General features: G+C 42.5%; 26 protein-coding genes and 1 other RNA gene. 14 read left to right on the top strand and 13 right to left on the bottom strand.

Features of this window, described 5'->3' with window-relative positions; translation table 11 throughout:
• Positions 1 to 158 precede the first annotated feature (158 nt).
• The 4 genes from BuS5_RS10185 (at position 159) to ssrA (ending at position 3,070) form a co-directional block, all read left to right on the top strand.
• On the top strand, positions 159 to 440 hold the full coding sequence (locus BuS5_RS10185; protein WP_027354707.1) for an HPr family phosphocarrier protein: 282 nt from the start codon (positions 159 to 161) through the stop codon (positions 438 to 440).
• Between the two features lie 6 nt (positions 441 to 446).
• Positions 447 to 2,207, top strand: a complete 1,761-nt coding sequence (ptsP, locus tag BuS5_RS10180) for a phosphoenolpyruvate--protein phosphotransferase (protein ID WP_027354706.1) — start codon at positions 447 to 449, stop codon at positions 2,205 to 2,207.
• Between the two features lie 10 nt (positions 2,208 to 2,217).
• Positions 2,218 to 2,676: an SsrA-binding protein SmpB gene (smpB, locus tag BuS5_RS10175; RefSeq protein WP_027354705.1), complete on the top strand. Its 459-nt coding sequence runs from the start codon at positions 2,218 to 2,220 to the stop codon at positions 2,674 to 2,676.
• A gap of 44 nt (positions 2,677 to 2,720) precedes the next feature.
• Positions 2,721 to 3,070, top strand: a transfer-messenger RNA (tmRNA) gene (gene ssrA / locus BuS5_RS10170).
• Between the two features lie 113 nt (positions 3,071 to 3,183).
• Here the strand turns inward: ssrA and BuS5_RS10165 are convergent.
• The 5 genes from BuS5_RS10165 to BuS5_RS10145 form a co-directional block, all read right to left on the bottom strand.
• Positions 3,184 to 3,738 carry a site-specific integrase gene (locus tag BuS5_RS10165; protein ID WP_051375062.1) on the bottom strand — a complete coding sequence of 185 codons (555 nt, stop codon included), beginning with the start codon at positions 3,736 to 3,738 and terminating at the stop codon, positions 3,184 to 3,186.
• 108 nt (positions 3,739 to 3,846) lie between these two features.
• Complete coding sequence (gene istB / locus BuS5_RS10160) at positions 3,847 to 4,596, bottom strand: IS21-like element helper ATPase IstB (protein ID WP_274427640.1); 750 nt, start codon at positions 4,594 to 4,596, stop codon at positions 3,847 to 3,849.
• Positions 4,577 to 6,070 (bottom strand): IS21 family transposase, encoded by a 1,494-nt coding sequence (istA, locus tag BuS5_RS10155; protein ID WP_274427639.1) that lies wholly within the window; start codon positions 6,068 to 6,070, stop codon positions 4,577 to 4,579. The genes istB and istA overlap by 20 nt, the downstream gene beginning before the upstream one ends.
• Positions 6,067 to 6,327, bottom strand: coding sequence for a hypothetical protein (locus BuS5_RS10150; RefSeq protein ID WP_274427638.1), 261 nt, complete (start codon positions 6,325 to 6,327; stop codon positions 6,067 to 6,069). Before BuS5_RS10150 ends, istA begins: the two co-directional genes overlap by 4 nt.
• 37 nt (positions 6,328 to 6,364) lie before the next feature.
• Positions 6,365 to 6,934, bottom strand: coding sequence for a hypothetical protein (locus BuS5_RS10145; RefSeq protein WP_274427637.1), 570 nt, complete (start codon positions 6,932 to 6,934; stop codon positions 6,365 to 6,367).
• Between the two features lie 332 nt (positions 6,935 to 7,266).
• Here BuS5_RS10145 and BuS5_RS10140 point away from each other — a divergent pair, with 332 nt between their 5' ends.
• The 8 genes from BuS5_RS10140 to BuS5_RS10105 all read left to right on the top strand — a co-directional run bounded on the left by BuS5_RS10140 (position 7,267) and on the right by BuS5_RS10105 (position 16,488).
• On the top strand, positions 7,267 to 8,421 hold the full coding sequence (locus tag BuS5_RS10140; protein WP_274427636.1) for an IS4 family transposase: 1,155 nt from the start codon (positions 7,267 to 7,269) through the stop codon (positions 8,419 to 8,421).
• A gap of 218 nt (positions 8,422 to 8,639) precedes the next feature.
• Positions 8,640 to 9,026: a hypothetical protein gene (locus BuS5_RS10135; protein ID WP_274427635.1), complete on the top strand. Its 387-nt coding sequence runs from the start codon at positions 8,640 to 8,642 to the stop codon at positions 9,024 to 9,026.
• Complete coding sequence (tnpB, locus tag BuS5_RS10130) at positions 9,023 to 9,385, top strand: IS66 family insertion sequence element accessory protein TnpB (protein WP_274427634.1); 363 nt, start codon at positions 9,023 to 9,025, stop codon at positions 9,383 to 9,385. The genes BuS5_RS10135 and tnpB overlap by 4 nt, the downstream gene beginning before the upstream one ends.
• Positions 9,386 to 9,438: 53 nt before the next feature.
• On the top strand, positions 9,439 to 10,311 hold the full coding sequence (locus tag BuS5_RS10125; RefSeq protein WP_274427633.1) for a DUF4338 domain-containing protein: 873 nt from the start codon (positions 9,439 to 9,441) through the stop codon (positions 10,309 to 10,311).
• Positions 10,308 to 11,867, top strand: a complete 1,560-nt coding sequence (gene tnpC / locus BuS5_RS10120) for an IS66 family transposase (protein ID WP_274427632.1) — start codon at positions 10,308 to 10,310, stop codon at positions 11,865 to 11,867. The genes BuS5_RS10125 and tnpC overlap by 4 nt, the downstream gene beginning before the upstream one ends.
• Before the next feature lie 471 nt (positions 11,868 to 12,338).
• Positions 12,339 to 13,493 carry an IS4 family transposase gene (locus BuS5_RS10115; RefSeq protein WP_036019371.1) on the top strand — a complete coding sequence of 385 codons (1,155 nt, stop codon included), beginning with the start codon at positions 12,339 to 12,341 and terminating at the stop codon, positions 13,491 to 13,493.
• A 70-nt stretch (positions 13,494 to 13,563) separates the two neighbouring features.
• Entirely contained in the window at positions 13,564 to 14,751 is a 1,188-nt protein-coding gene (locus tag BuS5_RS10110) for a hypothetical protein (RefSeq protein WP_035266612.1), read from the top strand.
• A 45-nt stretch (positions 14,752 to 14,796) separates the two neighbouring features.
• Positions 14,797 to 16,488 (top strand): ABC1 kinase family protein, encoded by a 1,692-nt coding sequence (locus tag BuS5_RS10105; protein ID WP_035266614.1) that lies wholly within the window; start codon positions 14,797 to 14,799, stop codon positions 16,486 to 16,488.
• Between the two features lie 135 nt (positions 16,489 to 16,623).
• On the opposite strand, the gene BuS5_RS10100 is transcribed toward BuS5_RS10105, so the two are convergent.
• The 3 genes from BuS5_RS10100 to ltrA all read right to left on the bottom strand — a co-directional run bounded on the left by BuS5_RS10100 (position 16,624) and on the right by ltrA (position 19,816).
• Positions 16,624 to 17,778, bottom strand: a complete 1,155-nt coding sequence (locus BuS5_RS10100; protein ID WP_274427631.1) for an IS4 family transposase — start codon at positions 17,776 to 17,778, stop codon at positions 16,624 to 16,626.
• 269 nt (positions 17,779 to 18,047) lie between these two features.
• Positions 18,048 to 18,353: a hypothetical protein gene (locus BuS5_RS10095; RefSeq protein WP_274427630.1), complete on the bottom strand. Its 306-nt coding sequence runs from the start codon at positions 18,351 to 18,353 to the stop codon at positions 18,048 to 18,050.
• An 89-nt stretch (positions 18,354 to 18,442) separates the two neighbouring features.
• On the bottom strand, positions 18,443 to 19,816 hold the full coding sequence (gene ltrA / locus BuS5_RS10090; protein WP_036019348.1) for a group II intron reverse transcriptase/maturase: 1,374 nt from the start codon (positions 19,814 to 19,816) through the stop codon (positions 18,443 to 18,445).
• 933 nt (positions 19,817 to 20,749) lie between these two features.
• On the opposite strand from ltrA, the gene BuS5_RS10085 reads away from it, so the two are divergent.
• Both BuS5_RS10085 and aat read left to right on the top strand, forming a co-directional pair.
• Positions 20,750 to 21,724 (top strand): transposase, encoded by a 975-nt coding sequence (locus BuS5_RS10085; protein ID WP_027354088.1) that lies wholly within the window; start codon positions 20,750 to 20,752, stop codon positions 21,722 to 21,724.
• 28 nt (positions 21,725 to 21,752) lie between these two features.
• On the top strand, positions 21,753 to 22,451 hold the full coding sequence (aat, locus tag BuS5_RS10080) for a leucyl/phenylalanyl-tRNA--protein transferase (protein WP_027354087.1): 699 nt from the start codon (positions 21,753 to 21,755) through the stop codon (positions 22,449 to 22,451).
• Between the two features lie 31 nt (positions 22,452 to 22,482).
• Here the strand turns inward: aat and BuS5_RS10075 are convergent, their stop codons facing one another.
• The 5 genes from BuS5_RS10075 to BuS5_RS10055 are packed head-to-tail and all read right to left on the bottom strand — an operon-like array spanning position 22,483 to position 26,364.
• Positions 22,483 to 23,298 (bottom strand): RnfABCDGE type electron transport complex subunit B, encoded by an 816-nt coding sequence (locus tag BuS5_RS10075; protein ID WP_035265530.1) that lies wholly within the window; start codon positions 23,296 to 23,298, stop codon positions 22,483 to 22,485.
• A 30-nt stretch (positions 23,299 to 23,328) separates the two neighbouring features.
• Positions 23,329 to 24,030, bottom strand: a complete 702-nt coding sequence (locus BuS5_RS10070) for an electron transport complex protein RnfA (RefSeq protein ID WP_027354086.1) — start codon at positions 24,028 to 24,030, stop codon at positions 23,329 to 23,331.
• A gap of 20 nt (positions 24,031 to 24,050) precedes the next feature.
• The gene (gene rsxE, locus BuS5_RS10065; protein ID WP_027354085.1) at positions 24,051 to 24,653 is read right to left on the bottom strand and encodes an electron transport complex subunit RsxE; all 603 of its coding nucleotides are present in this window, start codon (positions 24,651 to 24,653) and stop codon (positions 24,051 to 24,053) included.
• Between the two features lie 12 nt (positions 24,654 to 24,665).
• Positions 24,666 to 25,352: an FMN-binding protein gene (locus BuS5_RS10060; RefSeq protein WP_232223063.1), complete on the bottom strand. Its 687-nt coding sequence runs from the start codon at positions 25,350 to 25,352 to the stop codon at positions 24,666 to 24,668.
• A 19-nt stretch (positions 25,353 to 25,371) separates the two neighbouring features.
• A complete protein-coding gene (locus BuS5_RS10055; protein WP_027354083.1) occupies positions 25,372 to 26,364 on the bottom strand; it encodes an RnfABCDGE type electron transport complex subunit D in 993 nt (330 codons plus the stop codon).

Genomic DNA, 26,364 nt, shown 5'->3' with positions numbered 1-26,364 from the left:
TTGCATTGATTAACCGTATATGTTAGATACTGATTAAATCAGTAAACAGATTCGTTCACGCACTATTTAAAAAACGGGCAACGCAGCCATTGTAGATTGATCGACTCATCAAAATTTAAAGTTATTTTTGAGCGAGCCCCAAATATTTTGTAATAACCATGAGTACATCCTGTAACGAATTATCAAAAACCGTCATTATCCCTAATCGCCTTGGCATTCATGCAAAGCCCGCCGGCTTGATAGCAAAACTGGCAAAAAATGCCAAATTCGGGATATGGATGATAAAAAACGGGGACAGGGTTGATGCTTCAAGTATTATAGATATCCTTTCATTACTTTGCGCACAAGGTTCTTCAGTAACTTTGGAAATAAATAACAAGACAGATAAAAAAATTCTCAACGACATTATAGAATTGATTACACAAGGATTCGAGGAATAAAATAGTATGACTAAATCGAACGAAATTACTTTGACGGGATTAAAAGTTTCTCCTGGTATCTGTATTGGAAAAGCATATATTGTTGATCAAGAAGGCGTTGATGTAGTTGAAAAATATTTAATAACGGGTCAGGATCTACAAGATGAAATTCAACGATTCAAAAATGCAGTCAAAAAAACCGGCGACGGCCTTCAGCTCCTGATTAAAGACTCCTCTGAAGCTGTGCAGAAACACGCATACATTGTTGAATCCCATATGATGCTGCTCAGGGATAAAAATTTTTATGACAAGATTATAGAAACATGCGAAAAGGAACGGGTCAATGCAGAATGGGCTGTAAAGAAGGTTACATCAAAACTTAAGACAATGTTTCAGAATATTAAAGATCCGTATTTGAATGCACGGGCATCAGATATTGTTCATGTGTCTGACCGTATAATAAGGAACCTTTTGGGAGCTAAACCGGTTGATATAGCCAAAATCGACAAACGGGTCATACTGGTTGCCCATGACCTTTCTCCTGCTGAGACCAGTCAGATCCAACTGGAAAAGATTATGGGGCTTGTCACGGAACTTGGCGGGAAGACATCTCATACCGGCATTGTCGCACGCACACTCGGAATTCCCGCTGTCCTGGGACTTGATAATGTAACTGAAGTCATTAACAATGACGACCTGATAATTGTGGATGGCTCGTCCGGCACTGTTATTGTTCATCCCGAAGAGGAGACATTAGTCAGATTTTATGGACGTAAAGTAAAATTTGAAGAATATCAATCAGTTATTACCCGTGAAAGTCATCATCATGCTCAAACAACCGACGGTATTCACCTGCAGATTATGGGTAATATAGAGCTCCCCGAAGAGGTGGTATCTGTTCTTGCGCATGGAGGTGACGGCATAGGCCTGTACAGAACCGAATTTCAATATCTAAGCCGTCCTTCTTTTCCTGATGAAAGTGAACTTTTTGATAAATACCAGGATGTTGTGGAAGTCATGGCACCGAAACCCGTAACAATCCGCACCCTTGATATAAACGGAGACAAAGCGGTTGCTTTTGGTAATACTTCTGATGAGGCAAATCCGGTCCTGGGACTTCGCGCAATAAGATATTGCCTGAAAAAACAAGAAGTTTTTCTAACCCAGTTGCGCGCCATACTCCGGGCGGCTGCATTCGGAAACGTCAGAATATTATTTCCGCTGATATCTAACTATGATGAAATAATTGAAGCTAAAAGACTTTTAGATGAGGCGGCTGATTCCTTAGATAAAGAAGGAGCGGTTTTTAACCGGGATATCAAGATAGGTATTATGATTGAAGTCCCATCAGCAGTAATTATGGCTGATGTAATGGCAAATGAAGTCGATTTTTTCAGTATCGGCACAAACGATCTTATTCAATATTCCCTGGCTATTGACCGGGGGAATAAAGATGTCGCCTATCTTTACAACCCTCTTAATCCCGCTGTGATCCGCATGTTAAAACATGTTGCAGACGTGGCCAGGGACAAAGGCATAGGAATGTTTATGTGCGGTGAAATGGCGTCCGACCCCATTAATATACCCATACTTTTAGGACTCGGAATGGATGAATTAAGTATGAGCCCGCAGTCCATGCCGGCTATAAAAAGTATGGTGAGATCTCTCAACATAAAAGATACAAGGCTATTTCTTAAAGAAATACTTAAAAAAGCAACAGCCAATGAGATTATGGATTTACTGGAAGATACTTACGGAATTCTTGTTTCAAACAAAGTATACAGATAGCGGTGCCAACTTGACAAAAAAACATAAAAAAATTGTAACCGAAAACAGAAAAGCCAGGCATAACTACTTTCTTGAAGATAAGTACGAAGCCGGGCTTGTACTTAAAGGCACCGAAGTAAAATCGCTAAGACTCGGACGTGCCCACCTTAAAGATTCCTATGCCAGAATCATCAAAGGTGAAGTCTTTGTTTATCAGATGCATATCGGAGAATACCCTTTTGCCCATTATGAAAACCATGCTCCCTTAAGGCCAAGAAAGCTCCTGCTGCATCAACAAGAAATAAAAAAACTGTACGGCAAGGTAAATGAAATGGGTTTTTCCCTGATACCCCTAAAAGTTTATTTTATTAATGGAAAAGCCAAAATAGAGATAGCGCTTGCCAGGGGTAAACGAAAGTATGACAAACGAGCAACCATAAGAAAACGGGATGAAAAAAGAGATCTTGACAGAGCGCTGAGAAATACTTGACATATCTTCATTGTCTGTTTATTTTATAAATAGCAATACCTCATGGGGGCGAAACGGCTTCGACGGGGATGATGAAGCTCCGGCTGCATACCGAGCAACTGTCAGCTCGTAAAAAAGACGGAAACTTAAAATAATCGCAGATGATTATAATTACGCTTTAGCCGCTTAGGCTAACGTCCTTCCGGGTTTTTCCTGCGGATCCGGAAAGGGCGTCGACTTGCAGGATAGTCTCTCATGTGTGTCTGTAACATGTCAGGCGAAATATAACAGAATACGTTTTCAAAAATCCCGCTCGAAGGAGATTTGAAAGCCGACAATCAAAATTCGGGATAAGTATGTAGATGCCTGTGTGGAATGTTTTCGGACGCGGGTTCGACTCCCGCCGCCTCCACCATTTTATTGTTACAGAAATACCTGCTATAACGGGAAGTTAGAAAATATCTCGACTTCCCAATTTTTCGATTGGTGTAAATTTGGTGTAAAATACGCAGATTTTCTATCTTCGGCCTAGGCAGATTTACTCTTACCGTATGCTTTGTTCATATCCTCGTTGGGTAGCTCGGGCGCATTGTCTTTTACGCTCGGCTTATAGACATTGTCCATGAAAGCCGAACCATCATCACGCTGATAATTTTTGATATAGGAATAATATCGTTCCAGTATCATTTTCAGCGTTTGATGACCCATCATTTGTTGAACCCAACCAGGTAATTCACCGGCATCCAGCATTAGCGTGGCAAAAGTATGCCTTGTTTGATAAAGCGACATAGGCTTTAATCCAGCCCTTTTCAATGCTGGCTTCCAAATGTGATAATTTATGGAGTTTGGCAGAAGTGGCCGTCCTTTCTGATTAAGGAATACGTAATTAGATTTGCCCATGGTGTGTTTGCGCTGATTTCGTATCGCCTCGGCAACCGGAGGCAACATCTTTATATCCCGAATCGAACCAGGTGTTTTGGGGCGACCCTCTTCACCTCTAACCAAGGTCTCCCTAACTTTGATGACTCCTAATTTGAAATCTACATTCTGCCACTTCAAAGCAGATATCTCGCCAAACCGCATACCAGTCAGTTGTTAGCGGCGGTGTAAAAATGTACCCAAAGCGCCGTTTTAAAAATGTATAGAAAAAAATGCGGTTCACCGGCTTTTTCCCCGGTGAACCGCAAGCGTTTATTCTTTTACCACATCCTTCATCCTGTAACTTTTTCCTTCCACCACCACTGCTGCTTCGATGTGGTGCAGCAGCCGGTCCAGCAGGGCAGAAGTAAGCATGTTGTCGTTGTTAAATATTTGCGGCCAATCTTTAAAAACGCGATTGGTGGTTATAATAATGGCACCTTGTTCATAGCGCTGGCTTATAACCTGGAAGAGCAGGTCAGCGCCGATTTTGTCAATGGGCAGGTAGCCTAATTCATCCAGTATCAAGAGAGCCGGTTTGAGATATTTTTTTAACTCCTGTTTTAAGCGGTCGGCCTGCTGGGCGGAATAAAGGTTATTGATGGTTTCGATTGCGGAGATAAAAAGTACGGTATGCCCTTTCAGGCAGGCCTGATAGCCCAGAGCCGTGGCTAAATGGGTTTTCCCCAGGCCGACACCGCCGATGAACACCACATTGCTTTTATCCTCGATAAATTTCAGATGAAAGAGGTTCTGCACCTGTGCCCGGTTGATTGTTTTTGGCCAGGACCAGTTAAACTGATCCAGGGTTTTAATAACCGAAAACCGGGCTGATCGGATACGGCGCTGGATGGTGCGATCTCTTCGCATATCCGCTTCTCCCCGGACCAATTCGGCCAGGTAATGCAGATGTGTCCATTGCTTTTGTGCAGCGGTTTGAGCACAGGTGGCATGGTTTTCTCGGATATATGGCAGTTTCAGGTAAGAAAGCTGTTTTGTGATATCAGTTTCCCTTGTTGTCATCTTCATCCTCCATAATTGAATAATCGTAAATACCCAGGTTAGGCTGGGCTATTGTAAGATCCAAAAGATCGCTGCGGCGGGTCACATGCAGCGCCCCTGATTCCCGGGCAGGGCGGGTACGGTGTTCAAGCAGGTTGGCGATATATTCACAAGAAAAGGCCTGGAAGATAAAAGCGTCGTCAATGGCACGTTGAACTTGTTCGAGCGGATATATCTCGCTTAAGGCCACGATCTGACGGATATGGTGGAGCGTATTGAGCCGCCGCTCGTTAAGTTGTTGGTAATAGGCCTCGGCCTTGTCGGACAAAACTAAAAACCGCATTAAGAGTTTTTGATCCCGCGCTTTTCTACGCTGAGCCAGCAGTTCTTTGGGGTGGTCCGGGAGCTCAAAGTCCTGACGACGGTCATAACTCCTGACATGACGGGCAACAAGATTACCCTCATGATAAATACATATCCGGTCGGGATACTGCCTTACAGTAACACCTACACCTGATAGTTGAGCCGGGACGCTGTAACGGTTGGTATCCACAGTCACCCTGAACTGCCGGGACGCCCTAACCTGATTGATGACAGCCACATCATAGGCTTCCACCGGCAACGGCTGCAGACTGGCTTTTTCTTGTTCAAACAGATCAACCGGCTTTTTCCCTGTCTCGCGATGAACACGGACATTGGCCACGGTCTCCAGCCAATGTTCGGCGATTGGTTTCATTACCTTGAAATCCGGGATATCCAGGCCGGATAAAAGGTTCTTTTTGACATACCCAACCCCGCTTTCCACCCGGCCTTTTTCATTGCCTTTGCGTATACCGCAGGGAACAATCGTAAAACCGTAATGGTTGGCAAAATCAAGATACCGGGGATTAAATATCGGTGCCTGGCCGATGGCGCGTTTCAATACTGCCGATTTTAAATTATCCACCATGACTTTTTGGGGTACTCCTCCGAAAAAACAAAAGGCATGCTGCTGGCAGGCTAAAAAATGCTCCATGGTTTGCGAGACGGTAAATTCCACATAAATCATCCTGCTGTTGCACAATACCATCACAAAAAAGCTCAATCGCCGGGTAGTGGAACCGACTGGGACGGAACCATAAGAACCCCAATCCACCTGTGCGCATTCACCGGGCGCAAAGTATAGTTTCAGGTAGGCTTTTGTTTTTTTGGGCCGCACCCGGCTGACATAATCCTTTACGATGGTATAGCCGCCGTCAAAGCCCTCTTCTCTGAGGTGTTGATAAATCTGGACGGCGGTATAAGGATGCTTGTTCAGCATACGCACAATCTCTTTTTTAAAAGGATCCAGCTTGCTGGCCCGTTTTCCGAGCTTACGCTGCTGATAGCATTTCTGGTTGGCCCATCTGGCTACCGTCCTATGATCCAGGGACAAGCATTCGGCAATCTGACTGTAGTTGAGACCGTCTTTTTCCAGATGGTTGCGGATACGCACATAAGTTTCATAGTCAATCATGGGCTGCCCTCCCTTGCTTGTTTGAAAATATCGCTCAAACGCATTACACCCTGTGAAGATCGTTTCTTAACGGTTGCCGACTCCATAGAGAGCACCTGATATATAGGACTCCGCCAGGCCAGCAGATCGCTGCGAATCAGTTCTGAACGGGCTTTTTCCAAAAGTCCGGCGTCCATTTTCAACTTTTCGGCAATCGATTTATCGCTGTAATAGCTGAGTCCCCGGCGATCGCCGACGCAAACCAAAAACAGATACAAGGCCGCGGCCGCGTGGCTGCATTTATTTATATAACAATCACTGACCAGGCGGTGATCTATCCAACTGAAGCTTTTGGGTACCTGACGTACCCGTTGTGATAAAATCGGTGTTTTGACAATCATGATTTCCTCCTTTGGTTTGGGGTGAATTCTTTAAAATATCCGCCCCCAATTGTTGCAAACCACGGAGGGTATTTACAATGTCATCTTGTAACGCATTTCCGGTAATATTGGCTATTAAGCCAAGCAAAACAGCAGGTTGCATTATTAAGGCATCTTGTAACGCAAAGCCTGTGTTTTGAGGATTATCGTCTTTGTTTTCAGATGGTTGAGCCGTTAAGGAATCTTGTAACGCATCCCGTTTTTTTGCTGATCGCCGCCAGTACCCCGGATTTCTTTTTCGCCACTCCTGAACCCGCTGGACATTCTCCGGCCCGCTAAAATAATTTTGATTCTCAGGTTTACTCAGCCATTTCTTCTGACTTGCAACCTTACTGGCTTTTCGACACGCAGGATTAAAACAGTGCTTCTGCCGACTTCTATTGCGAGCATCGGGTATGAACAACTTGCCGCAATGACAACATTTAGTTTGTTTTATGGATTTCATTCACAAAGCACCCCCTTACGGTGACAATATGAATAATTTTGAAATTCAGAAATGGGAAATATGAAAAAAATACAAGGAAGAAGATGGAAGAATAGTTTGAAAATAATGAATGGATTGGAAGAAAATCACACGAAAGAAAAATACATTTTTAAACCGCCAGTTTTATGGCATTTTTAAGTTACCGCTGACAGTCAGTAGTGTCCGGTTAGGTTTTTGCATGTTATATGGGATAAAAAAATTAGAAAAATGTTCATTTTTTACTTGACAAACTAAATAAAAAATTTTTGTTGTTTTGTTATAAAATATAATTATAACAAGGAGTTAAGGCAAAAATGGACATATTCAATATCCCAAAAAAGAATTTTAATCCCCAATCTCATACTCGATTTCTCAAACCTTTGCAAAAGATTTTTCCTGACACGCCACAGCTTAAATCCCGGGGGCACAGGCCATTGAAAATGACTTTTGAAGATCAGCTTCACGCACTGATATTTTTCCATCTACAAGAACATGAATCAGCTCGTGATCTTATTCAACACCTTAAAGAGGACGATTTTGCCAAAGAATGTGTCGCTCCAGATGGAGGAATCAGTCGTAGCAGTTTTTCCGAAATTATCAATTCTCGAGGACTTGAACAGCTTGAGTATGTTTTTCAAGCTCTTTGCAGCCAGGCACAAAATGCTTTACCATCAAATTATTCAGATCTCGGTGAACTCGTTTCCATTGATGGATCTTTAATTGATGCAGTTCTGTCCATGTACTGGGCTGATTACAGAAAAGGCGCTAAAAAAGCAAAAGGCCATTTCGGCTTTGATGTCAATCGCAAGATTCCTATAAAAATTCATCTGACAAATGGAAATGGCGCTGAACGCCCCTTTGTCAGGTCTATCCTTACAAAAGGCCAAACAGGAATCATGGATCGGGGGTATCAATCACATAAGGATTTTGATCTTCTTCAGGATGAAAAAAAACATTTTGTTTGCCGCATCAAAGCGAAAACAACAAGAACTATTATCAAAGAGCAGCCTGTTGATCCCGACAGCTATATTTTTTATGATGCTGTGGTTCTTCTTGGCACTCCTGGGGTAAACCAGACCAGAAAGCCGGTTCGACTGGTTGGTTATAAAATTGCCGGTGTCAAATATTTTGTGGCAACTGATCGTTATGATCTTACAGCCGAGCAGGTTGCAACCGTTTATAAGCTTAGATGGGATATCGAAACTTTTTTCAAATGGTGGAAGAAACATTTAAAAGTGTACCACTTGATTGCTCACAGTAGATATGGCCTGATGGTTCAAATCCTTGCGGGGTTAATAACCTACCTGCTTATGGCCATATACTGCCATGAACAGTTTAATGAACCTGTATCAATAAAGAGGATTCGTCAGCTTAGAAATACCATCCAGAACGAATTGCGTACTGACGAAAAAAACGTATGGTCTGATAATCTGATTATCAAAGAGCAAATGCTATATGCAAAAACTTAACCGGACACTACTGATTTTTTTAGATATTCATTTGGCAAAATTGTAAACTAAAATTGAAGGATGCCTAAAAAAGTGTAAATTATTTTTAAAGTGATATGGAGGATTCTATTTTTTTGTAGCTTTTTTGTGTCCTTTCGGCAAGCGTGCATGAAAAACAAATTCAAATAAGGTAGTATCGGTCATTCAAATCACGTAATATTATATAAGGAGGATGACCGATGAATCTTATGCAGCCTTCAGGCGAGTACAGTCTGGATGAAGTACGGGAAAAATTTAAACAATGGCGTAACAGCCGGGATAGAGGTAAAGCCATTCCGGAAGCATTATGGGAAGCCGCTGCCTCGTTATACCCTGCCTATTCTCTGCACCGTATATCAAAAGCCTTGAGCCTCAACCATACCAAGCTAAAGCATTACGTCCAGAATATATCACCAAATCCGTCCGTGCCGACGGCATCTTTCATCGAACTTGATGTAGCCCAAGCCCCTTTGCCTTTCAAGGGCATTATCGAGATGCAACATCAGAACGGTGCCAGGATGACAATGCAAATTGCGGACAGTTCTGACTTGATCAATATAACCCAACAGTTTTGGAGTCAGCCATGATTCAGATAACTCCGCAAATGCGTATCCTGCTGGCCATAGACCCGGTGGATTTCAGAAAAGGTATCGACGGTCTAAATGCTGTTTGTCGGCAGGTGCTGCGCTCCGATCCATTTTCAGGGTATGTTTTTATTTTTCGTAATAAAAAGGCAACTGCCATAAAGATCATTATGTATGATGGCCAAGGATTCTGGATGTGTCAGAAAAGGCTGTCTAAGGGACGTTTCAACTGGTGGCCAAACAAATCCGGTGAGGCGGTCAGGCCTCTGGCCGTTCATGAACTGCAGCTTCTGATCTGGAACGGTAATCCTGTAAAGGCTCATGTTGCACCATTGTGGCGGCCAATTCCTGTAAAAAAATAGAAAAAAATATTTAATGACTTGCGTTCCAGTAAAAAATGTGATATTTGATGCCCATGTTTACGTATAGAGGCAGAGTCGTTACTGACAAAGATATTATTTTTATCAAGGAGCTTATTGCTCAAAATCCGGATGCCAGCCGCCGGGCGCTTTCCAGAAAACTGTGCATAGCCTGGAATTGGGTCCAGGCCAATGGGGCATTGCGTGATATGGTCTGTCGGGGTATGATGTTAGAACTGCACCGTGCAGGATTCATACGTCTGCCGGACAAAAAATGTAATCCCCATAATCCATTTGTAGAACGTAGAAAACCTAAAAAAATTCAGATCAATCAAACTTTACTGGAAACAAAATTAGCCAAAATACGGCCGCTTGAATTTTGCCAGGTACGCAGAAGCCCGCATGAAAAAATGTTCAACAGCCTGATCGAGTATTACCATTATCTGGGTTACTGCCATCCAGTGGGCGAACAGCTGAAATACATCGTTTATACTGATGGGCGGCCAATAGCATGTTTTGCCTGGTCTTCTGCAGCGAGGCATATAGGCTGCAGGGACAGGTTTATCGGCTGGGATGCGAAGACGCGTAAAAAAAATCTGCACCTTTTGGCGTATAATACACGATTTTTAATTCTACCATGGGTGCGCGTACCACATCTGGCCTCCCATCTTCTTGGTCACATGATAAAAATCTTGGCCCTGGATTGGCGTAAAATCTACAATCATCCCATCTGGTACCTTGAAACTTTTGTGGACAAAACCCGTTTTGCCGGTACCTGTTACAAGGCTGCGAACTGGAAGTATCTTGGAGACACCACCGGCAGGGGTAAAAATGATCAGACATTTAAACCGAACCGATCTATAAAGGCTGTTTGGGGATATCCATTAGCCAAAAATTTTCGCAGCCTTTTACGGGGGGACACACAGTGAAGACCCCGGAACGTATAGACCTGGACGTCAAGCAGTTAGATGCTCTTTTAAAGCGTGTTAAAGAACTGTTGCCACCTGAGGACTATGAACTCATCAAGGCTATGGCTGACACTATCTACCTTTTAAGTCAGTGTGTGGACAATAAAGCCGCCTCCATACGACGGCTGTTGCGCATGCTGTTTGGTGCAACTACCGAAAAAACTGGAAAAACAAAGGCTCACCCAAAAAAGAAGAATTCTGTTAAAGCTAAAAAAGGTCATGGCCGCAAACCTGCTAAAAATTATACCGGGGCAAAAAAAGTCAGAGTCTTCCATGATACTCTTAAACCTGGAGACAACTGCCCTGAATGTTTAAAGGGCAAGGTATATGAATTAAAGGAGCCGCAGCGAATCATACGCATCACCGGAAACGCTCCATTAAGTGGAACTGTCTATGAAATGCAGCGTTTACGCTGTAATCTCTGTGGAGCAATTTTCACCGCATCGACACCTGAAAATGTGGGTGAAGACAAATATGATGCAAAAGCCAAGGCCATGATTGCTCTTTTGAAATATGGTACCGGTATGCCATTTAACAGACTTAAAGATCTTCAGCAAAGTCTTGGCATACCATTGCCTGCATCGACACAGTTCGAGATTGTCGATCAAATGGCAATGGAACTTACTCCGATTTATCAGGAATTTATCCGTCAGGGCGCTCAGGGCGATATCATTCATAATGATGACACCACTATGAAGGTTTTGTCCCTGATGAAGGAAAACAAAGAAAATAACCCGGAACGTAAAGGTATATTTACCACGGGTATACTGTCAAAAACCGATGATCATAAAATTGCACTGTTTTTTACCGGCCGTCAGCATGCCGGAGAAAACTTGATGGATTTACTTAAGCGTCGTATTGGTCTGAGCCCACCCATTCAGATGTGTGATGCTCTGTCCAGAAATGTTCCCAAAGAATTCGAAACTCTGCTGGCAAATTGTCTTACACATGGACGAAGACAGTTTGTTGACGTACTGCAAAGCTTCCCGGAAGAGTGCAGTTATGTACTCGAAATCCTCGCAGAGGTATATAAAAATGATAAGATTACCAAAGAACAGAACATGGAAGCTGAAGAACGGCTGCGGTTTCATCAGGACAACAGCGGTCCGCTGATGAAAAAGCTCAACACCTGGTTTCACAAACAAATAGACCAACATTTGGTGGAGCCCAACAGCGGGCTGGGCCAGGCTATTGGCTACATGCTCAAACATTGGGAGGCGTTGACCCTTTTTCTCAGGGAACCAGGTGTACCTTTGGACAACAATATTTGCGAACAGGCTTTGAAAAAGGTCGTTCTGCATCGCAAGAATGCTCTGTTTTATAAAACTGAGCATGGTGCCATGGTAGGTGATCTGTTCATGAGTCTGATTCATACCTGTAATTTATCCGGTACCAATCCTTTTGATTACCTGACAGCACTGCTGGAACATGCCTCTGAGTTGTCAGAATCCCCAGATAAATGGATGCCGTGGAATTATAAATCCGCACTGATTGAACCGGACAATCCTGAAGCATAAAATCACTTTTTAATATTTCCATCCTGATTGATCAGCCGGGTGCCTGCAAAAAACAGGCACCTAACTGCTGACTGCTTACCTACGCTAAATTTTTTTTTGCGCTATGCACGCTTGCCGAAAGGACACGATATTCATTTGGCAAAATTGTAAACTAAAATTGAAGGATGCCTAAAAAAGTGTAAATTATTTTTAAAGTGATATGGAGGATTCTATTTTTTTGTAGCTTTTTTGCATTGCACCCGGTAGGATTTCATTTTTTATTTTTGAAAAGAACTTTTTAAATCAGTAGTGTCCGGTTAGGTTTTTGCATGTTATATGGGATAAAAAAATTCAGTAGTGTCCGGTTAGGTTTTTGCATGTTATATGGGATAAAAAAATTAGAAAAATGTTCATTTTTTACTTGACAAACCAAATAAAAATTTTTTATCGTTTTGTTATAAAATATAATTATAACAAGGAGTTAAGACAAAAATGGACATATTCAATATCCCAAAAAAGAATTTTAATCCCCAATCTCATGCTCGATTTCTCAAACCTTTGCAAAAGATTTTTCCTGACACGCCACAGCTTAAATCCCGAGGTCACAGGCCATTGAAAATGACTTTTGAAGATCAGCTTCACGCACTGATATTTTTCCATCTACAAGAACATGAATCAGCTCGTGATCTTATTCAACACCTTAAAGAAGACGATTTTGCCAAAGAATGTGTCGCTCCAGATGGAGGGATCAGTCGTAGCAGTTTTTCCGAAATTATCAATTCTCGAGGGCTTGAACAGCTTGAATATGTTTTTCAAGCTCTTTGCAGCCAGGCACAAAATGCTTTACCATCAAATTATTCAGATCTCGGTGAACTCGTTTCCATTGATGGATCTTTAATTGATGCAGTTCTGTCCATGTACTGGGCTGATTACAGAAAAGGCGCTAAAAAAGCAAAAGGCCATTTCGGCTTTGATGTCAATCGCAAGATTCCTATAAAAATTCATCTGACAAATGGAAATGGCGCTGAACGCCCCTTTGTCAGGTCTATCCTTACAAAAGGCCAAACAGGAATCATGGATCGGGGGTATCAATCACATAAGGATTTTGATCTTCTTCAGGATGAAAAAAAACATTTTGTTTGCCGCATCAAAGCGAAAACAACAAGAACTATTATCAAAGAGCAGCCTGTTGATCCCGACAGCTATATTTTTTATGATGCTGTGGTTCTTCTTGGCACTCCTGGGGTAAACCAGACCAGAAAGCCGGTTCGACTGGTTGGTTATAAAATTGCCGGTGTCAAATATTTTGTGGCAACTGATCGTTATGATCTTACAGCCGAGCAGGTTGCAACCGTTTATAAGCTTAGATGGGATATCGAAACTTTTTTCAAATGGTGGAAGAAACATTTAAAAGTGTACCACTTGATTGCTCACAGTAGATATGGCCTGATGGTTCAAATCCTTGCGGGGTTAATAACCTACCTGCTTATGGCCATATACTGCCATGAACAGTTTAATGAACCTGTATCAATAAAGAGGATTCGTCAGCTTAGAAATACCATCCAGAACGAATTACGTACTGACGAAAAAAACGTATGGTCTAATAATCTGATTATCAAAGAGCAAATGCTATATGCAAAAACTTAACCGGACACTACTGTTTTTAAATTAAATTTAAAAAAATAAATTTAAAAATATTTTTTTAAGAGGATATATCATGCACGAACAGCATCCCAAAGGCCGGACAAGTGAACAGGTAAATAATTTAATAAAAAAAGGCGTAAAAATATCCAATCCCGAAACTGTATATATCGGCGAAGAGGTTGATATAAGCAGAATTTCAGGCAGCGGGGTTGTTATCTATTCCGGGTGTAAGATTTTCGGAAGCTCCACGCTGATTTTACGAAATTCAAAAATTGGGTTTGAAGGATCGGTCACTGTGGATAATTGTTTTATAGGCCCTGAAGTTGACCTGAAAGGAGGGTTTTTCAAGCAAGCGGTTTTTTTAAAAAATTCTTCCATGGGGTCCGGCGCCCATGTGCGGGAAGGGACTATTCTTGAAGAGGAGGCATGCGCCGCCCATACGGTGGGGTTAAAACAGACTATTCTTTTTCCGTTTGTAACCCTGGGCAGTCTTATTAATTTTTGTGACTGTTTTATGTCAGGCGGAACCAGCAGAAAGGATCATAGCGAGGTCGGAAGTTCCTATATTCATTTTAATTATACCCCCGAACAGGATAAGGCCACCCCTTCTCTTCTTGGTGATGTACCGAAGGGAGTCATGCTGGATCAGCGGCCTTTATTTCTCGGCGGACAGGGAGGTCTTGTGGGGCCTTGCCGCCTGGCATTCGGAACTGTGACTGCCGCAGGGTCGATCTGCCGAAAAGACGAAACCAGGGAGAACAGACTGATTATCCCCGGCGCAGTTAAAAGCGGTAATATTCCATTTTCACCCGGTCGATATCAGAACAGAAAAAAAATTTTGCAGAATAATATTGTATATATTGCAAATCTTATTGCCTTAAGGGAGTGGTATCTGCATGTACGTTCAATGTGTATTTCAGATGATTTTGCGGACGCCCTTTTATCGGGGCTAAAGGAGAATATCGGCCTGGCCCTGGATGAAAGGGTGGAAAGATTAAAGAAGGTCTGTCTGAAGATTCCTGGATCCGATCTTTATACTTCATGGCCGAAGATTGAGGGATTACTTGATAATGAGAAATACCACAAAGGGGATACGGGGTTGAGAGATGATTTTCTTGAGGGGATTCATTCTATTATATTGCAGACAGGTAAGGATTACATCTCTGTGATAAAAAATATCGGTGCTGTTGATAAAGCAAAAGGGACAGCCTGGCTTCAGGGTATTGTTGATAATATAACGTTCAAAATAAATGAATTATAAATATAGATTGTCAGAAATGATACGAATAAACGGAGAAAGATTTTTATGCGTTTTAAAATAGGCCGAATCGGGCGTACCTACAGACATATGCAGCGATACCGTCAAATTGTGACAGTGCTGATAAAATACGGTTTCGGAGATCTGGTGGATGTTTTGAAGATCGAGCAATATCTGGAGATCGGCTTAAAGATTGTCTCCCGTAAGCGCAGAGGGAAGATGGAATCCTTGTCGCGGGCTGAAAGGGTCAGGATGGTATTGGAAAAGCTGGGGCCGACTTTTATAAAAATGGGCCAGATTCTTTCCACCAGGCCGGATCTTCTGCCGGTTGAATATATCAAAGAGCTGCCCAAGCTGCAGGATGATGTACTCCCGTTTACTTTCTCCGATGTTCAAAAAATTATCGAAGATGAGTTTAAAAAACCTGTTAACGAAATTTTCTCGGAATTTGACGAGCAGCCCATCGCAGCCGCTTCCATCGGACAGGTACACAAAGCTGTGAGCCTGGATGGAGAAAGGGTGGTTGTAAAGATACAGCGTCCCGGCATCAAACGTATAATTGAAGTAGACCTGGAGATAATGCTTCATCTGGCGGGCCTGATGGAAAGACACCTGGAAGGATGGGATATACAGCATCCGACAAAAATAGTGCAGGAATTTGCCGCAACCCTGGAAAAAGAACTCGATTATACTCTTGAAGCTGTTTACATGGAGCGTTTTGCCAGGCAGTTTGAAGGTGACACGCGGATTCATGTTCCAAAAATATACAGAGAATTCATGACAAAACGTCTCCTTACCATGGAATGTATTGAGGGAGTGAAATCTTCAGATCTGGATGGATTGGAAAAAAACGGGTTGGATCGATTTAAAATCGCCCGGGTCGGTTTTGATCTCATTATGAAGCAGATTTTCGTAAATGGTTTTTTTCATGCTGACCCCCACCCGGGCAACATTTTTGTTTTACCCGGTAATATTATCTGTTTTATAGATTTCGGGATGATGGGGCGTATAAACTTAAGGAGTAGAGAGAATTTTGCAGATTTAATATTAAGCATTGTCAAGAGAGATGAGATGAAAGTGGTAGACGCTATTCTTAATCTCACAGAATATGACGATTCACCGGACTACCACTCCCTGGAAAGGGACGTCACCGAGTTTATGGATAAATATTGTTACAGGCCTTTAAAGGAGGTGAAGCTTGGCAATTTGCTGCACCAGTTGCTTGAGTTGACTACCAGGCACTGTCTTAATATACCTCCCGATCTCTTTCTTATGATAAAGGCTTTGAGCACTATTGAAGGGCTGGGCACTAAACTGGATCCGGATTTTGATGTTGTAAAACAGGCGGCTCCTTTTGTGCGCCGATTACATTTAAAACGTTTTAACCCACGCAGAATAGTAGAAAATATGGCTGATTCCGGATCAGAATTTTATCATCTTTTGCAGGAGGTACCCGGTGAGATTCGAGATATACTAAAGATGATAAAACGGGGTACCATCAAAATGGAATTTGAGCATCGGGGATTAAAGCCGATGCTTGCCACCCATGACAGGATCAGCAACAGATTAGTATTTGCCATAGTGCTGGCATCCCTGATTATCGGGTCCGCCTTGATTGTTTTGTCGGATGTTCCACCCAAATGGCATGATATACCCGTAATAGGTTTAATAGGCTTTCTTTTTGCAGGAGTTATGGGCTTCTGGCTGCTGATATTGATTTTACGAAGCGGGAGGATGTAGCGTCCCCAGGGTCAGGTAAAATCCATCATCCGTACCTATAATCGCAAATGACGGTTGGCATTAAAATTGCTTTCATCGATAAAAATAGTTAAAATTTTTTCCGGTAAATTAAAAGATGAAATCAGTAGTGTCCGGTTAAGTTTTTGCATATAGCATTTGCTCTTTGATAATAAGATTATTAGACCATACGTTTTTTTCGTCAGTACGTAATTCGTTCTGGATGGTATTTCTAAGCTGACGAATCCTCTTTATTAATACAGGTTCATTAAACTGTTCATGGCAGTATATGGCCATAAGCAGGTAGGTTATTAACCCCGCAAGGATTTGAACCATCAGGCCATATCTACTGTGAGCAATCAAGTGGTACACTTTTAAATGTTTCTTCCACCATTTGAAAAAAGTTTCGATATCCCATCTAAGCTTATAAACGGTTGCAACCTGCTCGGCTGTAAGATCATAACGATCAGTTGCCACAAAATATTTGACACCGGCAATTTTATAACCAACCAGTCGAACCGGCTTTCTGGTCTGGTTTACCCCAGGAGTGCCAAGAAGAACCACAGCATCATAAAAAATATAGCTGTCGGGATCAACAGGCTGCTCTTTGATAATAGTTCTTGTTGTTTTCGCTTTGATGCGGCAAACAAAATGTTTTTTTTCATCCTGAAGAAGATCAAAATCCTTATGTGATTGATACCCCCGATCCATGATTCCTGTTTGGCCTTTTGTAAGGATAGACCTGACAAAGGGGCGTTCAGCGCCATTTCCATTTGTCAGATGAATTTTTATAGGAATCTTGCGATTGACATCAAAGCCGAAATGGCCTTTTGCTTTTTTAGCGCCTTTTCTGTAATCAGCCCAGTACATGGACAGAACTGCATCAATTAAAGATCCATCAATGGAAACGAGTTCACCGAGATCTGAATAATTTGATGGTAAAGCATTTTGTGCCTGGCTGCAAAGAGCTTGAAAAACATATTCAAGCTGTTCAAGCCCTCGAGAATTGATAATTTCGGAAAAACTGCTACGACTGATCCCTCCATCTGGAGCGACACATTCTTTGGCAAAATCGTCTTCTTTAAGGTGTTGAATAAGATCACGAGCTGATTCATGTTCTTGTAGATGGAAAAATATCAGTGCGTGAAGCTGATCTTCAAAAGTCATTTTCAATGGCCTGTGACCTCGGGATTTAAGCTGTGGCGTGTCAGGAAAAATCTTTTGCAAAGGTTTGAGAAATCGAGCATGAGATTGGGGATTAAAATTCTTTTTTGGGATATTGAATATGTCCATTTTTGTCTTAACTCCTTGTTATAATTATATTTTATAACAAAACGATAAAAAATTTTTATTTGGTTTGTCAAGTAAAAAATGAACATTTTTCTAATTTTTTTATCCCATATAACATGCAAAAACCTAACCGGACACTACTGGAAAAAATTCGAAAATTGCAACAATCAGGCACTTTTTTTTGAATTTAGCGGCATTCATGCTAAATTTTGAGTATAGCTCACCATAGGTTGTTCAATTATTATTGTATATTGGAAATGGAGAAATGAATTTTAAATCAGGATGGGAGATGGATTCTGGCAATTGGCCCATAGTTTATCAAACTTAATGGCTTGCATAACAGATTGAGATAGCTTTAAAGTGATCATATGACTTTTTTTTACAATTTTAGCTCCTATATCGACTATCTTGCGGCGTACAGATGTGGCATAACTTCTTATAGGTATTACTTCTGCTGTCACGTCTTCTTTGAAGGTTTCAAACAGGAAAGCTGCAAGGCGTTTATACGAATGTTCCAGGTAGGAGCATCGGTTACCCGACGCCCCCCCTACAGACCCGTACGTGAAGATTTCCCTCATACGGTTCCTCGGTTCAAATCCTTTTTACCGGATTATCAACCAAACAGGCGACACCCCGTTTGGCGTATAACTTTGCAGCCCTTACGGCATCAAATATTATGGACTATTCTGGGTAATGGCAGTGGGTATGTTGTGCGCAAGTCCTCGAACATTACTTCGCCCTTGTGACTTCTTCGGCTTAACCATCGACGCCATGCTTTCTCAGTATATTCAAACACAACTTCCAGCACTTTGTAGTTACTTATTACTCCAAAGTACTGGTAAAAACCTCGCAGTTTACTGCAAAGAATCTCATACTGCTCGGCCATTGGCTTATGACGGTTATCCTTGCACCATATCCATATTCTCTTCATAAAACGGCTTGAACGCTTTCTTGCCGTCTTTTTCTTTATTACCATGTACCCTTTTAATGATTTTGACCAGTAAAATGTAAACCCTAAAAAATCAAACGTCCCGTTTCCCTTTCCGCTAATGCGTTTGGAAAATCGAATCAGTTTTGTCTTTTCCGGGTGAAGTGACAGCTCGAACTGTTCGAACCGCCTGGGTAATACATCCATGACACGCAATGCGTCTTTTTCATACTCGAACCCGAGGATGAAATCATCCGCCCAGCGTATGATGGAGCATCTCCCTTTCATCCGGGGGATCACTTCTTTCACGTACCAGTCATCTAAAACATAATGAAGAAAGATATTACTGAGCACAGGGGAAATTACTCCTCCCTGTGGAGTGCCCGTTTCAGAGTACGTCAGGTTGCCTTCCTCCATTACGCCTGCATTCAACCACTTCCCTATCAGGCGAATCATTCCGCCGTCACTTACTCTCCGACGTATCATGTCTTTAAGTAACTCGTGATTAATATTGTCAAATAGTCCTGTAATATCTGCGCTTACTATCCAGCTGATATTCTGCTTCAAGCATTGCTCACGTAAATCTTTGATTGCCATGTGTTGGCTCCGACCTTTTCTGAATGCATGGGAAAAATTGTAAAAATTCCTGTCAAATATGACATTCAATATGGCTGCTGCTGCTTTCTGGACAATTTTATCCTCAAGTACAGGTATGCCAATTGGACGCTTTTTCCCTCCTTCCTTGTCTATCCAGATACGCTTTACAGGAGACGCAACGTACTGTCCTCTCCGCAGTCGTTCATACAGATTATAGAGGTTTTGATCAAGATTTTCGGCATACTCCTTTGCCGTAACCTTGTCCACTCCTGCAGATTTGCTTTTCCGAATTTTACGAAAGGATTGTTTCAGTAAATCAAAGTCTATCCGATGGACTACTGATGTAAATACCAGTTCAGGATTACTTTGAGCAAGCAGCTCGATTTTGATAAGGGATGACCCACCTGTTAACACCGGTGGTTGTCCCCATTCTATCGGTCTGGAATTGCAAGCGACCGTTCTTGCAATTTCTCGGCTTTTTGTTGATATGGTTTGTGACATCTGTGTATCTCCCATAATTCCTGCCAAAAAAACGTTATACCCTGCTTCACCTTCCCTGCAGTGGGTCGCTTGGGCATCACTTCCCCACCTTTCCGATCAAGATAGTTCAATTCTTAATCATCGGTACTATGATCTGCTAAGACTTCCGAATGTTTATCTCAGGTTCGTTCGCTCTTCGCTATCCTCCCCTGATACCTTGTATCGCCCATCTTTTAATGTTTGTGTTTCTGCCAATGGCAGACTCGTTGCAAGGCGGGACATTCCTATGCAACGCCGGGATTTCGCTTGCGCTGGATTTCCTGTTACCGTTCTTTTTACCCAAGGAAACATCCGGGTCTCCCAAGTTCCCGAGCTACCCCTTTGAGTACATGCCCTGGTCTAAGACCCCGGTGGTGTCCTGAATACTTGCCTTAGCATATTCAGGACTGCTGCCTTCCGCTGTCTCCAAAGCGTCGGCTTTTTCCTGCAAGCAGGATTATCACAATGACCACAACCATACATTTTTCGGGGCTCAATACAGAGCCTGCAATCTTGCTCCGTCCAGCTCCAGACTCCCGTTACCGGGTTTACCTGTGGACTTCGCTACTGACCTGCTGGTTAGTCTTTAGTCAGGTGGGACTATCTTAACATCAATGCCAGAGCAAGCCCTGCAGAGATGAAGGAAACAAACCGTTTCCCGAGCACCCACTTGGTAACAATATCGAGTTTCAAAGACCTTGTGTCTTATCCCAACGATTCGGATTTATCTTGGCACGAGGAGGGCATTGCCGTGTCCTTCCTTTTTTTATCCCCATTCGGAAGACCATAAGCGAAAAATCCCAGGGGGTCTGGGGGACAGAGTCCCCACAGCATGAGTTAAACAAAAACCTATCGAATTTCGCTATGACCTTTATATGATTATCAAGTCTACTGTTGACCCATGAAATATAAAATGTTATATATTACAACATGTCACGTCCACTTAGAATAAAATATCCTGGAGCATGGTATCATGTAATGAACCGTGGGATGCGGTCCGAATCCATTTTTTTAGATAAACATGATTATTTAATGTTTATTGATCTGCTGATTGAAGTATCTGAAATGTGTAATGTAAATATAGCGGCATACTGTTTAATGACAAATCATTACCATATTTTGCTGCAAACCCCGGATGGGAATATCTCAAGATGCATGAGGCATCTGAATAGCGTATATACCCAGAAATATAACAAAAGGCATGGATTTGATGGTCAGCTTTTCAGGGGAAGGTACAAGTCGATTCTTGTTTGTAATGACAGCCATCTTCTGCAACTAATAAGATATATCCACAAGAACCCGGTAAAAGCGGGCATAGTTAAAGATATGCCGGATTATGAATGGAGCAGCTACAAAGGTTATCTGTCATATGCGAACAAGTGGAAATGGCTACATAAAGATTATATTTTCTCCATGATAACCCCAAAAAAACGGGGCCGACTGAAATCGTTTATTGAATTTATGCGGAAAGATGATTCAGAAGAGGTTATCAGGCTGTTTTCTTTAAAGAAACTCCCATCATTTTTTGGCCCGGAAAGTTTCATAACAGGAATAAAAGAAAAATATTATTTTAAGAAAAAAAGCTATGAAGTACCTGAATCAAAAAATCTTGCTCCGGCATCTGATTCAATAATTTCAGCAGTGTGTGAGAATTATGATGTATCGTTTAATGAATTATTGATAACAAGACGCGGTGTTTTTAATGAACCGCGAAATATTGCAGTTTATCTATTACGTCAAATGCGAGGCGAAAACCTTAACAACATAGGTGAGTTGTTTAATATTAAAACATACAGTACTGTAAGCAGCATATTACGAAGAGTTTCGAGGCTTAAAAAATATGACGGAAAGATTAAAAAACGGATAGGTAAAATACAAGGCAATATCAATAAGTGTCAAACGTAGACTTGACCCCCTTTTTTCTGGGACCTGGATGCCGATTTTTATCTTATCAGAACAATTAGTCTTTCCGACTCCTCACCTTGCAACACCTGAAGGCCTTCTGGCAGTTGGTGGGGATCTTAGCCCTGAACGTCTTCTGTTGGCCTACCGCCAGGGAATTTTTCCCTGGTTTTCAGATGAAGAACCTCTTTTGTGGTGGTCTCCTGATCCGCGCCTGGTACTCTATCCTGAAGAACTTAAGGTCTCAAAATCCCTAAAAAAAACAATAAAACATGGCCGTTTTCATATTACGGCAGACACTTCTTTCGATAGAGTGATAAAAGCCTGCGCGCTGGTTAAACGCAATAACAACGAAGGCACATGGATAGTAGACGAAATGATCAAAGCTTACTCCCTCCTGCATGAAGCAGGCTTTGCCCATTCCATTGAAGCGTGGTATCAAGGAGAACTGGCAGGTGGATTATACGGAGTCTCCCTGGGACGGTGCTTTTTTGGAGAATCGATGTTTACTCACGTAAGCAATGCTTCAAAGGCAGCATTTGTCAGGCTGGTGGAATACCTGAAGCGTTTTTCCTTTGACTTCATAGACTGCCAGGTTACCACAAAGCACCTGGTAAGCCTGGGAGCAAGGGAAATACCAAGGAGCCGATTTCTTGGCCAGCTTAAAGAATCTCTCAAATTACCGGCAATGGAAGGTAAATGGACTGAATTATTCAGTAAAAGGCTGTAGATTTTAAAATAATTAAATTGTGGGAATCTATTTACGGTTTCCCTGCAAAGCCAAGGCATTTCACAGGACATTTCTTAACAGCCTTATCTATTTCTTCTGTATCGGCTTGAATATATTTATCGTAATCGATAACCGAAAGATTATCTGTGATTGTAAAAGTACTTGAAACCTTTGCACATGCCTTGCATCCGATACAACCTGTCTTGCAAACCCCTTTTACAGCCTTGCCGGCATCATGATTTGCGCATTTCACAACGAGTATCGAATTTTTTTCAAAGGGATTGATGCTGATAATATTTCTCGGGCAGGCTTTTGCACACGCGCCGCAACCGATACATTTTTCATAATCTACTGTGGCAAGGCCATCAATAACTTGGATTGCATCATAATTACAAGCTTCCACACAATCGCCAAAACCAAGGCAGCCGTAAACACAGCCCTGGATGCTTTTTACAAGATTTGCGGTAAAACAGCTTTGCTCGCCAAGATATTCGCTGCGATGAAGTCGATCTTCACTATGCGCGCCGCAATGAACAATCGCATAATTTGGAAATGTTTCCCCCAGTTCAACGCCCATAATAGCAGCCAATTCTGCGGCGCAGGTCGGCCCGCCAACGACACATAGATTGACAGGAGCTTCTCCCGCGGCAACAGCTACGGCATAATCGCCACAACCAACATAGGAGCAACCACCGCAATTAGCTCCGGGAAGCACTTCCATCGCAGCCTCTGCTCTTGGATCAATTTCAACTCGAAAGGCATTGTTGGCCCATCCAAGTATATATGAAAAGATTACTGCCAGTCCCAGCATGGTTCCGGCTGAAATAAATATGGTCACCAGGTTCATAATATCCTCATTCAGTCTCTGAGATTTTTACTACATTGGAATCATTGCATTCCTGAGACCGGAGTCGACCCCGGTAAATCCCATAAAAGCCATTGCAAGGATTCCGCCAACGATCAGGGTAATGGCGACACCCTGAAATGGCTTGGGTATATCACAAAGTTCCAAATCCTCACGTATGCCGGCCATAATCACAATGGCAATGATAAAGCCTACCCCTCCGAATATTGCAAGGGTCAGGGCTCTGCCAAGGTCCCAGGCATCGGCCGGATTATCAACTCCGACAATATTGCTCATTATCATCAGGCATGCAAAAAGAATAGCGCAATTAGTGGTAATCAGGGGGAGAAATACACCAAAAGAACTGTACAAAACAGGAAAAAATTTACGGACATACATCTCCACAAACTGCACAGATGAAGCAATAACAAAGATATATACGATATAACTTAATATGGTCAGATCTATACCGGCCGCAACATCGGCAGAAACAAAAAAACCTGCAACCCATTTTGATAACGGAGCGCCGGGCATCAGGACGAATGTGGTAAGGATCCAACACAAAAATGCCGCAATAGTCATAACAAAAGTCACGGCGCATCCCATGCCGAATGCCATTTCCACCCGCCTTGAGACACCTACAAATGGGCATATGCCAACAAAATAATAGAGTACGAAATTGTTAATCAGAGCGGCGCCTAAAGCAATCAGGAATATATCTGTAAGATAGCTCATGGATATTGACCTCTAAGGTTTTATTTATTTGAACTGATCCAGTTTATTGCGGCCAGCATTAGACCAAAGGTTAAAAAAGCTCCAGGCGGCAGTGCCATTATCACCCAGTCCGGCCATGCGGCAGGAAGAACTCTTAACCCGAAAAACATGCCCGTTCCCAGGATTTCGCGTATGGCCGCAATGCTCGAAAGAGCCAGAGCAAATCCAAGGGACTGCCCTATCGCGTCGGATGCCGCTGTAAATACCGATTGTTTAGAGGCGCACACTTCACACCGGCAAATAATAATACAATTAACGATAATAAGGGGAATATAGGGACCGAGAGTTTTGCTCATCTGGTACAAATAAGCGGCCAAAAATCTGTCTGCAATAGTTACGAAGGTAGCTATTGTTAAAGTAAAAACTACGATGCGCAGATGTGGTTTTAAGAGATTTCTTATCAAACTCGTTACAACATTGGCGCAAAGAAGCACAAATGTTACGGAGGCTGCCATCGTGAGCGCTGCTTTCATGTTATTACTTACAGCGAGGGTCGCGCATAACCCGAGCAGTTGCCTGTATACCGGGTTCTCAGGCAGAATACCCTGAATGAACCTCTCTGTTGCTGTGGGTTGATCGGCCATAAAAATTTCCTTTTAGCGGTTTGAACTTTGTCCTGAGATCAATTGCCCCTTAAGATCACTGATAGCGGTATTCAGTATATCAGTTACACTTCTGGATGAAATTGTGGCGCCGGTTATGGCATCTATTTCATTTAAAGCATCGGCTCCGTCTTTAACTACTACCAGTCGATTTTTAGTCGGTTTATTGATGAACTGTTTGCGCCATTTTTCGGTTATAATCTTGTTGCCGAGACCGGGTGTCTCTTTCTGAGCTAGAATAAAAAGGCCTGTGATCGATTCCATACCGGGATCAAGACCTATAAGAAGCTCAAGCTTGCTAGCATATCCCTGCCCGCCGGTTTTGACAACCCACCCGGTTATCTCTCCATTGTATGTTGTTTTATAAACATTATACAAAACCCTTTTATTATTTTTATTAACATCTATAGTCATGGCTTCTATGCCAAGCTCTTGATTTTTTGCTTCCATTTCATGGGCCCGCGAAGCTCCAAGTACAAGTTCAGGCACCTTGCTGAGGGTTTCATTTAATTTGTTCATCTCAATTTTCGGACCAAGGGAAAGTTGAACACTTGCAAGGGCAGATCCAAAGAAAAGGGCAAGGAGAAGAACCAGCCACCCCTGAACCAGGTTGTTCTTTTTGATGCGCTCCAACATGCCTGGGGAATCCTTTATTTCTCTTCTTCCTGATTCCATCATCATTTATAAATTCCTGTTAAAATTAATACTCGCCAAGCGGCTTCGGTACATTCCATCTATTTATAAGCGGCGTAAGGGCATTCATTAATAATACAGCAAACATCACGCCTTCCGGATATCCGCTGAAAAGCCTTAGCAGCATAATAATAGCACCTACACCGGCACCGAATATAAACTTGCCCTTTGGCGTAAGCGGGCTGGTCACAGGATCCGTGGCTATGAAAAATGCTCCGAAGAGTAACGCTCCGCCAAAAAGATGGTGCAAAACAGTCCAGCCGGAATCAGGAGATACAATATTTTGAATGCCGCCCAAAACCGCAACCGTCAGGATCACACCCAGGGGAATTTCCCAGGATGCTGTTCTGCGGATACAGAGATAAACCCCGCCGATGATGCATGCAATAGCGCTTGTTTCTCCAAGGGAACCATTGGTAACCCCCCAAAAGAGTACGGAAAGCGAAGGCACCACGCCACTCTGCTTGAAGAGATCCATCGGTGTCGCCTGGGTGATAGCATCCACCAGGCTGCCGGCATTTTGATATCCGGATGCTCCCATATATCCCGCAAAGGCAATCATAACAAATGCGCGGCCTACCATCGCAGGGTTAAAGATATTCATGCCGATACCGCCAAACACAGATTTGCCTATACCTATACCCACAAAGGATGCTATTACAGATACAAACCATGGAGCGGTTCCAGGGATTGACAGGGCAATGATTACGCCTGTAATTACTGCCGAATAGTCTAAAAGGCTAAACGGCTTATTACGCATCCTGGTAAAAAGCGCCTCGGCAGCCAGACAGCTCGCGATACAGATCAGAAGTTGTTTGACTGCGTACCAGTGAAAAACATAAACCGACACCAGTATAACCGGCAAAAGAGATATTAGAACATCTATCATCATGCTCCGCGTGGTCATCGCCGAGTCGGCTAAATGCGGTGATGAAGCCACATTAATTTTGCAGGTGGCCTTCTCAAAAGCAGTTAATTTATCTTTTTCTTTTTTTGTCAT

It is taken from the genome of Desulfosarcina sp. BuS5, assembly GCF_028752835.1.
Taxonomy (GTDB): Bacteria; Desulfobacterota; Desulfobacteria; order Desulfobacterales; family BuS5; genus BuS5.
The sequence above is the reverse complement of the archived record's forward strand: the minus strand, read 5'-3'. Positions and strand labels throughout refer to the sequence as shown.

Excerpts from the sequence above, each read along its gene's own strand:
- BuS5_RS10185 (WP_027354707.1), top strand. The coding sequence starts at position 159 with ATGAGTACATCCTGTAACGAATTATCAAAAACCGTCATTATCCCTAAT.
- ptsP (WP_027354706.1), top strand. The coding sequence starts at position 447 with ATGACTAAATCGAACGAAATTACTTTGACGGGATTAAAAGTTTCTCCT.
- BuS5_RS10165 (WP_051375062.1), bottom strand. The coding sequence starts at position 3,738 with ATGCGGTTTGGCGAGATATCTGCTTTGAAGTGGCAGAATGTAGATTTC.
- istB (WP_274427640.1), bottom strand. The coding sequence starts at position 4,596 with ATGACAACAAGGGAAACTGATATCACAAAACAGCTTTCTTACCTGAAA.
- istA (WP_274427639.1), bottom strand. The coding sequence starts at position 6,070 with ATGATTGACTATGAAACTTATGTGCGTATCCGCAACCATCTGGAAAAA.
- BuS5_RS10145 (WP_274427637.1), bottom strand. The coding sequence starts at position 6,934 with ATGAAATCCATAAAACAAACTAAATGTTGTCATTGCGGCAAGTTGTTC.
- BuS5_RS10140 (WP_274427636.1), top strand. The coding sequence starts at position 7,267 with ATGGACATATTCAATATCCCAAAAAAGAATTTTAATCCCCAATCTCAT.
- BuS5_RS10135 (WP_274427635.1), top strand. The coding sequence starts at position 8,640 with ATGAATCTTATGCAGCCTTCAGGCGAGTACAGTCTGGATGAAGTACGG.
- tnpB (WP_274427634.1), top strand. The coding sequence starts at position 9,023 with ATGATTCAGATAACTCCGCAAATGCGTATCCTGCTGGCCATAGACCCG.
- BuS5_RS10125 (WP_274427633.1), top strand. The coding sequence starts at position 9,439 with ATGTTTACGTATAGAGGCAGAGTCGTTACTGACAAAGATATTATTTTT.
- BuS5_RS10115 (WP_036019371.1), top strand. The coding sequence starts at position 12,339 with ATGGACATATTCAATATCCCAAAAAAGAATTTTAATCCCCAATCTCAT.
- BuS5_RS10110 (WP_035266612.1), top strand. The coding sequence starts at position 13,564 with ATGCACGAACAGCATCCCAAAGGCCGGACAAGTGAACAGGTAAATAAT.
- BuS5_RS10105 (WP_035266614.1), top strand. The coding sequence starts at position 14,797 with ATGCGTTTTAAAATAGGCCGAATCGGGCGTACCTACAGACATATGCAG.
- BuS5_RS10100 (WP_274427631.1), bottom strand. The coding sequence starts at position 17,778 with ATGGACATATTCAATATCCCAAAAAAGAATTTTAATCCCCAATCTCAT.
- BuS5_RS10095 (WP_274427630.1), bottom strand. The coding sequence starts at position 18,353 with ATGAGGGAAATCTTCACGTACGGGTCTGTAGGGGGGGCGTCGGGTAAC.
- ltrA (WP_036019348.1), bottom strand. The coding sequence starts at position 19,816 with ATGGGAGATACACAGATGTCACAAACCATATCAACAAAAAGCCGAGAA.
- BuS5_RS10085 (WP_027354088.1), top strand. The coding sequence starts at position 20,750 with ATGTCACGTCCACTTAGAATAAAATATCCTGGAGCATGGTATCATGTA.
- aat (WP_027354087.1), top strand. The coding sequence starts at position 21,753 with ATGCCGATTTTTATCTTATCAGAACAATTAGTCTTTCCGACTCCTCAC.
- BuS5_RS10075 (WP_035265530.1), bottom strand. The coding sequence starts at position 23,298 with ATGAACCTGGTGACCATATTTATTTCAGCCGGAACCATGCTGGGACTG.
- BuS5_RS10070 (WP_027354086.1), bottom strand. The coding sequence starts at position 24,030 with ATGAGCTATCTTACAGATATATTCCTGATTGCTTTAGGCGCCGCTCTG.
- rsxE (WP_027354085.1), bottom strand. The coding sequence starts at position 24,653 with ATGGCCGATCAACCCACAGCAACAGAGAGGTTCATTCAGGGTATTCTG.
- BuS5_RS10060 (WP_232223063.1), bottom strand. The coding sequence starts at position 25,352 with ATGATGATGGAATCAGGAAGAAGAGAAATAAAGGATTCCCCAGGCATG.
- BuS5_RS10055 (WP_027354083.1), bottom strand. The coding sequence starts at position 26,364 with ATGACAAAAAAAGAAAAAGATAAATTAACTGCTTTTGAGAAGGCCACC.